General features: G+C 45.1%; 9 protein-coding genes. All 9 read left to right on the top strand.

Translation table 11 applies throughout. The features are described from left to right. On the top strand, window positions 1–231 hold a 231-nt coding region (locus JMF85_RS22200), incomplete at its 5' end, for a hypothetical protein (protein ID WP_201318916.1). Continuing rightward, the gene (locus JMF85_RS22195) at window positions 231–1511 is read left to right on the top strand and encodes a TRAP transporter large permease (protein WP_201318915.1); all 1281 of its coding nucleotides are present in this window, start codon (window positions 231–233) and stop codon (window positions 1509–1511) included. The genes JMF85_RS22200 and JMF85_RS22195, both read left to right, overlap by 1 nt. A 17-nt stretch (window positions 1512–1528) precedes the next feature. Continuing rightward, window positions 1529–2347, top strand: coding sequence for a sugar phosphate isomerase/epimerase family protein (locus tag JMF85_RS22190; RefSeq protein ID WP_201318914.1), 819 nt, complete (start codon window positions 1529–1531; stop codon window positions 2345–2347). Window positions 2348–2715: 368 nt separating this feature from the next. After that, entirely contained in the window at window positions 2716–3462 is a 747-nt protein-coding gene (locus tag JMF85_RS22185) for an MgtC/SapB family protein (protein WP_127610653.1), read from the top strand. A gap of 82 nt (window positions 3463–3544) precedes the next feature. Beyond that, window positions 3545–4606 (top strand): ABC transporter substrate-binding protein, encoded by a 1062-nt coding sequence (locus JMF85_RS22180; protein WP_127610651.1) that lies wholly within the window; start codon window positions 3545–3547, stop codon window positions 4604–4606. A gap of 31 nt (window positions 4607–4637) precedes the next feature. Beyond that, the gene (locus tag JMF85_RS22175) at window positions 4638–6371 is read left to right on the top strand and encodes an ABC transporter permease (RefSeq protein ID WP_201318913.1); all 1734 of its coding nucleotides are present in this window, start codon (window positions 4638–4640) and stop codon (window positions 6369–6371) included. Window positions 6372–6407: 36 nt separating this feature from the next. Beyond that, window positions 6408–7466 carry an ABC transporter ATP-binding protein gene (locus tag JMF85_RS22170; RefSeq protein ID WP_127610647.1) on the top strand — a complete coding sequence of 353 codons (1059 nt, stop codon included), beginning with the start codon at window positions 6408–6410 and terminating at the stop codon, window positions 7464–7466. A gap of 39 nt (window positions 7467–7505) precedes the next feature. Continuing rightward, on the top strand, window positions 7506–8240 hold the full coding sequence (locus JMF85_RS22165; RefSeq protein ID WP_127610645.1) for an MBL fold metallo-hydrolase: 735 nt from the start codon (window positions 7506–7508) through the stop codon (window positions 8238–8240). 19 nt (window positions 8241–8259) lie between these two features. Then, window positions 8260–9123, top strand: a complete 864-nt coding sequence (locus tag JMF85_RS22160) for a Cof-type HAD-IIB family hydrolase (protein ID WP_127610643.1) — start codon at window positions 8260–8262, stop codon at window positions 9121–9123. Window positions 9124–9179: the final 56 nt, after the last annotated feature.

Raw genomic sequence — 9179 nt, 5'->3', positions numbered from 1 at the left:
GTGTATTTCGTCGGGGTTATTGCCAGCGTCTGCATGGGTATCATTCTGATTTCGAATATTATCCGGGTGAGTATCGACAAAACTTATATCGACAAAGTTTCCCGGGTCGTCGAATCGGAAGAAGAAATCCAGCTAAATAATAGCGAAACGCCAGAGCGGCAGGAGACGAAAGAGATCGGCATGAAGCTCGAAAATCATCAGTTGCATACGGCGGAAGGGGCTGATCGGTAATGACTCCTGTAATCTTCCTTGGTTCTTTATTAGGGGCAATGGCATTCGGAATGCCGATTGCGTTTGCGCTTCTGTTAAGCGGCGTATGTCTCATGATGTACATGGGTATGTTTGACACCCAAATCATTGCTCAAAACCTGATTAACGGTGCAAACAGCTTCCCTTTACTGGCGGTTCCCTTCTTTATTCTGGCCGGTGAGTTTATGAACGCCGGCGGAATATCCCGAAAAATCATACAATTCGCTTTAACCCTGGTCGGACCCATTCGCGGCGGTTTAGGATATGTCTCGATCATTGCCGCCGTCATCTTTGCCGGATTGTCCGGATCTGCAGTCGCCGATACGGCAGCCCTTGGCGCCATCCTGATCCCGATGATGGTCAAAGCGGGCTATGACCGGAATCGCTCCGCCGGATTGGTCGCAGCCGGAGGTATTATTGCACCGGTAATTCCGCCGAGTATCGCTTTTATTATCTTTGGCGTGACAAGCGATGTTTCCATTACAAAGCTATTTTTGGGCGGTATTGTGCCGGGTTTAATGATGGGCGTCGCTCTTGTATTTACCTGGTGGTTAATGGCACGCAAAGAGAAGGCGGAGAAAATGCCGCGCGCCTCGTTTAAGGACATCCTGATCGCATTAAAAGAAGCGTCATGGGCCCTGATACTGCCTGTGATTATTCTTGCAGGCTTACGGGGCGGTATCTTCACACCGACGGAAGCTGCGGTAGTAGCCGCAGTGTACGCCCTATTGGTCGGGGTGTTCATTTATCGCTCGCTGAGCTTTACAACCGTTTATAAATGCCTCCTTGGTGCGGCCAAAACGACTAGTGTAGTTATGTTCCTCGCTGCGGCAGCGATGGTATCCTCTTGGCTCATTACAGTGGCTAACGTTCCTGCCACGATTACGGAATTTCTTGGACCTCTGCTGGAAAATCCGATGCTGCTTATGATCATGATCAATATCTTGTTAGTTTTGGTAGGTACGGCTATGGATATGACGCCTACCATACTCATTATGACACCTGTTCTGATGCCCATTATCATTCAAGCAGGTATTGATCCGGTTTATTTCGGCGTTCTGTTCGTTCTGAATTGCAGCATCGGACTTCTCACACCGCCTGTGGGAACGGTACTCAACGTGGCTGCAGGTGTAGGTAGAACGAGTATGGAGGGCATTATGAAAGGCGTTATGCCGTTCCTTATTGCCGAATGCGTCGTTATGGTGTTGTTAATCCTGTTCCCAAGTCTGGTGACCGTTCCATTGGAATGGCTGCACAGATAAGCTTAGGAGGAATCGAAGTGAAGAGAAGCCTTTGTACTTCAGGATTTAAAGACTGGGATGTTGAACAAATATTGGAATGGGCGGCTCCATTTGGACTAGATGGGGTGGAACTATGGATGGGGCATATTGAACGCTATCAGGAGGAGCGGGGTCCCCTTGACAAATTAAGAGAAAAACTGCGCCGGTATGGCCTTGAAGTGCCGGCGGTCAGCGGATACACAACATTTTCCGGAGGCTTCTCGGGAGAAAAGGATTTGAAGCAGGATTTCAAGAGTATGAATCATTTACTCGACGTTGCCAGGCAGCTGGGCTGTCCGTTCATACGAACATTTCTGGGCCACGTGTCGTCGAGATGCACTTCTCCGGAGCAATGGGGCCAAGTCGTGAGCGTCATGAAGAACGTTATGCGAATGGCCGACCAGTACGAAGTAAACATTGCGATCGAAGTTCACTATGACACGTTTGTAGATAATACGGAGTCCGCCCGGATGCTGCTGCAGGCAGTCAATCACCCGAGACTTAGGCTAGTGTTTGACGGTGCGAATCTCCATGTGGAGCAGATCGATCAAATGGAGGCGCTGCCGGTCTTATACCCATGGTTATCTCACGTTCATATAAAAAATTACAACTGGGATCATGCCAATAGGTACAAGAGTGTTCCTGTCTCAATCCTTAATGGCGACATTGATAACAAGGCACTTATTCAAGAGCTTGAGCGGCGGCATTATTCCGGTTATGTATCTTTGGAATATTTTGGAGAAATGAAAGAGCTTAATATTACACGTTCGTTGCAAGAGTGGAATGAATTGCGGGATGCGGGTTTCCCGGCAAGCTGAGAATGTATATGCATTCTCTTTTTTTTATCCTCTTCTTTACATATGTAAATAAATAAAACAATTGTAAAAAATGCCGTGGAGTGATACTATTTCAATTGTAGTTTTTGTAAACAATCGGAATCGTAAGCGCTTCCCCCATATTGCTGTTCCTGATTTTCAGATCAATTTACAAATGTATTAACATATTGACAAATGATAAAATCAGGAGTAAGATGTGGTTACAAATGTATTTCTTAATGACAAATGTAAAGGATATCCGTTTATTACTTGTCAAACATTCTCTAATCAGCACACGTTTCAAGGATTTTTCGCACAAAAGAAAGCGCATACAGTTATGCCGAACTATGAGCAAGAGGGGTTGGTAGGTCATGGTCGAGAACTCGGTTTGGAGTATTGACTTTTGGGATTTAGTGTTACGATTGATTGCCGCAGTTGTCCTTGGAGGTTTAATTGGGTTAGAAAGGGAAGTCAGCAACCATGCGGCTGGTTTTCGTACTCATATTCTTGTCTGTATCGGTGCTGCATTAATTATGCTGCTATCGATTTATGGCTTTTCTGATTTTGTAAACGAAATCAATGTCCGAATAGATCCATCCCGTCTTGCTGCTCAAGTCATTAGCGGTATCGGTTTTCTGGGCGCAGGTACGATATTGCGAAATGGACTTTCGATATCGGGATTAACAACGGCTGCCTCCTTGTGGGTAACGGCCGGAATTGGTTTATCGGCAGGTGCAGGGTTTTATAAAGGGGCGCTGGTTGCAACCTTCCTTGTCTTGGTATGTCTCTTTCTGTTGAACAAAACAGAGAAGTTGTTTAGCGCAAAGCATAAAAACCTGCTACAAATCACGATTGAAGACAACTCCACGTTGACCGGGAAAATTATATCCGAGTTGGAAGCAATGGGTATTCAGATTAAAAAAGTATATTTTTCGGAGGATGAATCGGTTGGGGAAGGATTTAAGACGGTACATTGCAGCGTCAATGGGATGGATGAAGCTGCTCTTCAGGAGTACGCATCTCAAATCATGAAATGGACTGGCGTCATCAAGATCGAATCCACGATGGATGGACAAAGGATTAAGCTCGTGGGAGCTAAAATTACGGTGGGGGGCTGATGATCAAATAACAATATGCGGATAGTTATAAGAGGTTGCGGTTTGGAGTTCATTTCAAAAAAACAAGTAAAGGGTGGGTACATTGAAAAAACTTTATAAAGTGATGATGTCTCTCGCATTAGTTTCTCTCGCAGCTGGTTGCGCATCGGGCGGTAATGAGCAAGTTAAAAATGCTAATGAAGGAACGAAGCCTGTCGATAGTGCAAAAGAAGTGAAGGAAGTCAGCGGGACTGTGAATCTGTATACCTCTGAATCCCAAGACTTAGTTAACGAAATGATCCAGGATTTCAAGAAGAAGCAGCCTAAGATTGATGTGAAAATATACCGTTCCGGAACCGGTGCCGTTATTTCGAAAATCGAAGCGGAACAGATGGGCGGGGCTATCCAGGCCGATGTCATTTGGTTTGCCGATATTGACTATTATTCGAAATTGGCGAAAAAAGGGATGCTGGAAAAATATGATTCGCCTGAAGCGGCTAACCTGGATAAGCGCTATGCATATGAAGACGGAAAATATTATGAAGTACGTCAAATTTTCAATGTCATTGGCTATAATACATTAAAAATTAAAAATGCCCCTAAATCCTGGCAGGATCTCGGATCTCCTGAATATAAAGGGAAAGTCGCTATAGCAAATCCGAACTATTCCGGCGCAGCATTCTTAACATTAGCATCGCTCGTCAATACGAATGGGATGGGATGGGACTATTTCAGCAGCTTGAAAAATAATGGCGTTAAGTTTGAACAATCCAACGGTAACTTGACTAGTAAACTTGCAACAGGCGAATATTATGGCGTTTCAGTTGTAGACTTTATGGTCAGAAACGCTAAAAACAGCGGTTCGCCGGTTGAAATCGCTTGGCCTAGCGAGGGTTCCGTTCTTATTCCTACGCCGGTAGGCATTATTTCCGGATCTAAAAATAAAGAGGCTTCCCAGAAACTGATGGATTACCTCCTCTCCACGGATGGTCAGAAGTTTTTCGTGAAACAAGGCTACATTCCAGTCAAAGGGGATGCAGGCGCGCCTGAAGGATCGCCCAAATTGGACAGCATTAAAGTGATGCCGCTGGATATGAAATTCCTTGAAGATAACCGCGAATCTTTAAAAACGAAGTTTGGAGAATTATTTAGCGAAGCCAAATAATATGATTTCGAGTTAGGAAGGATTTGATCGTATGATCGGTAAGCCGCAAGGAATGACCTCCGGTCAATCTGCTGCCAAAAGCTCCTTTGATTTAGCTTCAATGGGTCCCCGCCTTATTTGGTGGGGGACCTTTGTCCTACTGGGATTTACCGTGTTTTATCCCTGCTTGGTGCTCGTAATCAACAGCTTTAAAGCGGATGGAAATATAACCTTTGCCAATTACGTGACCCTCTTTAGAGATCCGGCCATTTTGACTAGTATGACGAACAGCTTGAAGGTTGTAGTGCCTTCAACCATAATTGCAACAATACTGGGTGTTTTGTTAGCCTGGATTGTTGCGCGAACGAATATCCGGGGCAAAAAAATATGGCAAACCCTGCTGGCCACGCCCTATTTGATCCCGCCATTTGTCGGTGCCATATCCTGGACTTATCTGCTTGGACCTGTAGGGCTGATCAATGGCTGGTATATGGATATTTTTCAACAAACGGAGCCTCTGGTCGATATTTATAGTATGAGCGGTATGGTGTTCGTGATGTCGATCTACGGCTACACCATTCCTTACATTGTCGTGCTTCCTGCGATTCAAAAGATAGACGCATCGGTTGAAGAGGCGAGCCGAATTTCCGGCGCCAGCGTTTTACGCACGATGAAGGACATTACATTACCTTTGATATCCCCGGCCATATTGGGGGGAATGCTGCTTCTATTCATGAATTTGTTGGCGGATTTCGGTATTCCTGCGGTGTTAGGCTCTCCGAACGATATCAATTTGATGACCACTCAAATTTATCAAACGATTATCAATGTGGATAAGCCGAATAGTCTTCAAATTGCAGCGGCCAATTCCATGCTGCTCGCTCTATTCGGTATCATAGGACTGCAATTGTATCAAAAGATTATTAAATCGAGCAAATATGTCGTGGTTAGCGGTAAGCATCCTTCAGGGGAGAAAACTTCGCTTGGTTCCTGGAAAGCTCCTGTATACGTGTTCTTGATCATCATTATCTTTGTCACAACGGTAGCTCCAATCTGTGCGGCGATATTTACTTCCTTGTTAAAAGCGTTTGGTGCTCCGAATAGCTGGTCGAATCTGACTTTCAGAAATTATGAAATGATCTTTGAAATCGAATCGGTTCGAAGAGCTGTCATGAACAGTTTTTCTCTGGCTGCGATTGCCGGCTTCGTCATTGCCGTACTAGGCCTCCTTTTATCCTATATGATTATTCGCGGAAAAATGTTTGGATCTCAACTAGTAGAATCATTAGTTGCCATTCCTTATGCGGTACCCGGCACTATTGTAGGCTTGGCGATGATTCTCGCTTTTGTGAATCCGGTTCCAATTGTAGGCTGGAATTTATATAGCACCTATATGATATTGCTTGTTGCCTACTTGGCCAGGTTTATGAACCTCGGGCTGCAAACGATTTCCGGCGCGATGGCTCAAATCCATCCATCTCTCGAGGAAGCGAGTCGGATTTCCGGCGCCTCCCAGATGAGAGCCTTCTGGGATATTATGATTCCCTTGCTAAGGCCCAGTTTCTATGCTTCATTTTTTCTTGTCCTTATGCCGGCTTTGGGAGAGATCACGTTATCATCCTTGCTATGGTCCGTCAATAACGAAACCATTGGAGTCGTTGTATTTTCAGCTCAGGAAGAAGGAAAGGTCGCGCTCACGGCGGCACTTGCCGTATTACTCATTTTGTTTGTAACCGTGACCAACATCATCTTGAAAATCGTGAGTAAGGGCCGGATTGGATTGTAAAAAATACGACATCGATGCTTCGGGGAGGATAATACTATGGGTACACTCGTTCTGGATGGCATTTCCAAGGTTTATAAGGGAAGCACAGCTGTTCATAAGGTAAACGTGACAATCGAAAGAAATGAATTCGCAACTATTGTTGGTCCATCCGGATGTGGGAAAACGACTACTTTACGAATGATTGCCGGATTTATTGAACCAACCGACGGTGTGATTACACTGGATAAGGAAGAATTGGTTAATACCGCGCGTTCCACTTTTCTGCAGCCAGAAAGGCGCGGGATCGGCATGGTGTTTCAATCTTATGCGGTATGGCCTCATATGAACGTCTTTGAGAACGTTGCCTATCCCCTTAAGCTGCGAAAGATGAATAAGGCCGATATGGCGGCCAAAACCAGGGAAATTCTGCGTATCGTCCATCTGGACGCTTACGAAAAGCGATTTCCTCATGAATTGTCAGGAGGTCAGCAGCAAAGGGTAGCCTTGGCTAGAGCGCTCGTCATGGAACCTCGCTTGCTCTTGCTGGATGAACCTTTATCGAATCTGGATGCCGCATTGCGCGAGCAGATGAGAATCGAGATCAAAGAGATTCAACGTAAAATGGGCATTACCATTATTAATGTAACTCACGATCAAGTTGAAGCAATGACGATGTCCGATAAAGTGATTGTGATGAACAGTGGGCATGTTGTCCAGGTTGGCAGTCCGATGGAGATCTATAACCGCCCCGCGAATTCGTTTGTAGCCAAATTTATCGGCTCGGCCAACGTCATTCCTTGTCAAGTGGTGGAGCGTAATTCAGGGCCGACCATGACGGTTCGTTTATTCGATACGACGCTGGAAATACCGGCTTTCGATACAAATCGGAATGAAGGATGGGTATCGGTTAGACCGCATCATATCGTGCCCGACAGTCATTCATCCCTACGTGGGAAAATTACGAATAAATTGTATCAAGGCGACAGGATTGAGTATCACTTGCAGGTTCAAAATGAAAAAATCGCTGTCGTTACGGATGCTAGCGAAAGCAACAATTACAATCTGGACGATGAAATGGGCATTAACATTCTACAAGGAGTTTGGCTCGAAGATTAAAAAAACGGTGACACCGTTAGATTTTGATGGGGTGAGGATATGAAAGTGACTGTACTGGGCTATTGGGGAGGTTATCCTTCTGCAGGCGGAGCGACAGCGGGTTATTTAATAACAACGGATGAAGGGAACATTTTATTGGACTGCGGCAGTGGCGTCATGAGCAGGTTATCCTTCTATACGAATGTCGAGTCCTTATCCGGTGTTATACTTTCCCATTTACATTACGACCATATGGCGGATATCGGTATTTTGCAATATGCGGCCGTTGGCGCAAGAAGGACAGGAAGGATGACGAACAAGCTGCAAATTTATGCGCCGGACTCGCCGGTATCGGCTATGCAAGATTTAATGGGAAACCATTCCGATGTATATGCGATTAATCCTTTAAATAAAGTGAGCCTGGCAGGTGCTGAAATTGAGTTTATTCCGGTTCAACACACGATTTCATGCTATGCTGTCAAAATTAAATACGGCGGAAAAACGTTTGTTTATTCAGGCGATACCTCATACTGCGAATCATTGATTGACTTTGCCCAAAATGCGGATATTTTCCTTTGCGAAGCTACGATTTGCGAAGGCAGCAGGCATACAACGGGAGAAGGGCATATGGATGCCGTTCAGGCAGGTACGATCGCGAAGAAGGCCAATGTGAAAAAATTGGTATTAACCCATTTACCGCATGACGGCGATTTTGAATTTATGAAAAAAACGGCCAGTGAAGTGTTTGGAAGGCCTGCATATATTCCAAATGTAGTCAGTACTTTTATGCTATGAAAAGGACGGAGTAGCGCGTATGTATAAACTGTTAGCACTAGATATGGATGGAACGCTGCTGGATCCGCAAAAGATGGTTACTTTACCCGTTCAAGAGGCTGTGCAGCAGCTGGTTTATAATCAGATTCATGTGACCTTGGCCTCAGGACGGTTTCCGGCATCGGTATGGCTGCATGGGAAATATTTAGGCTTGAAATTCCCGCTTATTGCGTTAAACGGAGCTGTGATCCTGGACCCCGTCACAGGCGAGAAATTATTTGGCTATCCGATCAGCAGGGAAATCGCTTGTAAAATCGCAACCTTTGTTGAAGCGAAGGGCTCTTATATCCATTATTACGGTTACAATGTTTTGTACGTTAACGAGTTGACCGAAATGAATCGTGCTTGGCCGCTTGCTAATGTGGTCATGGATCCAAGCAAGGAATTGACGGAGGATAATTACCGCGGTCAAGTACATTTAATACAGGTCTCTCCCGTCGGCCCATTATCTCATTTTCTGGCGTCAACGGAGGAAGAGGTCTATAAGGCTACGGTCATTGATGATGATCCGGCAGTAATCGACCGTCTTTATAAGGAGATGAGCGGCTGGGAGGGAATTACGCTTTCCCGGACAGGAAGAAGAAGATTCGATATTAACCTTGCAGACATTAATAAAAAAACGGCGCTTATGAAGGTATGCTCCGAATACAATATCGCTTCCAAACAGGTTGTAACCATAGGCGATTACGATAATGATATTGAAATGCTGGATTGGGCAGGGTTAGGTATTGCTATGGGAAATGGGAATGACAATGCAAAGGGAGTCGCTAACGTGATCACGGATTCAAATGCAGATCATGGAGTTGCGACAGCGATCCGTCAATATTTTGAATTGAACAGGTAGAGCGGAAATGGAGGGATATCCAAATGGCAGTAGAAATGAAAGCCAGGGTCGATCTA

The organism is Paenibacillus sp. EPM92 (genome assembly GCF_016586185.1).
Lineage (GTDB): Bacteria > Bacillota > Bacilli > Paenibacillales > NBRC-103111 > Paenibacillus_G > Paenibacillus_G validus.
The sequence above is the reverse complement of the archived record's forward strand: the minus strand, read 5'-3'. Positions and strand labels throughout refer to the sequence as shown.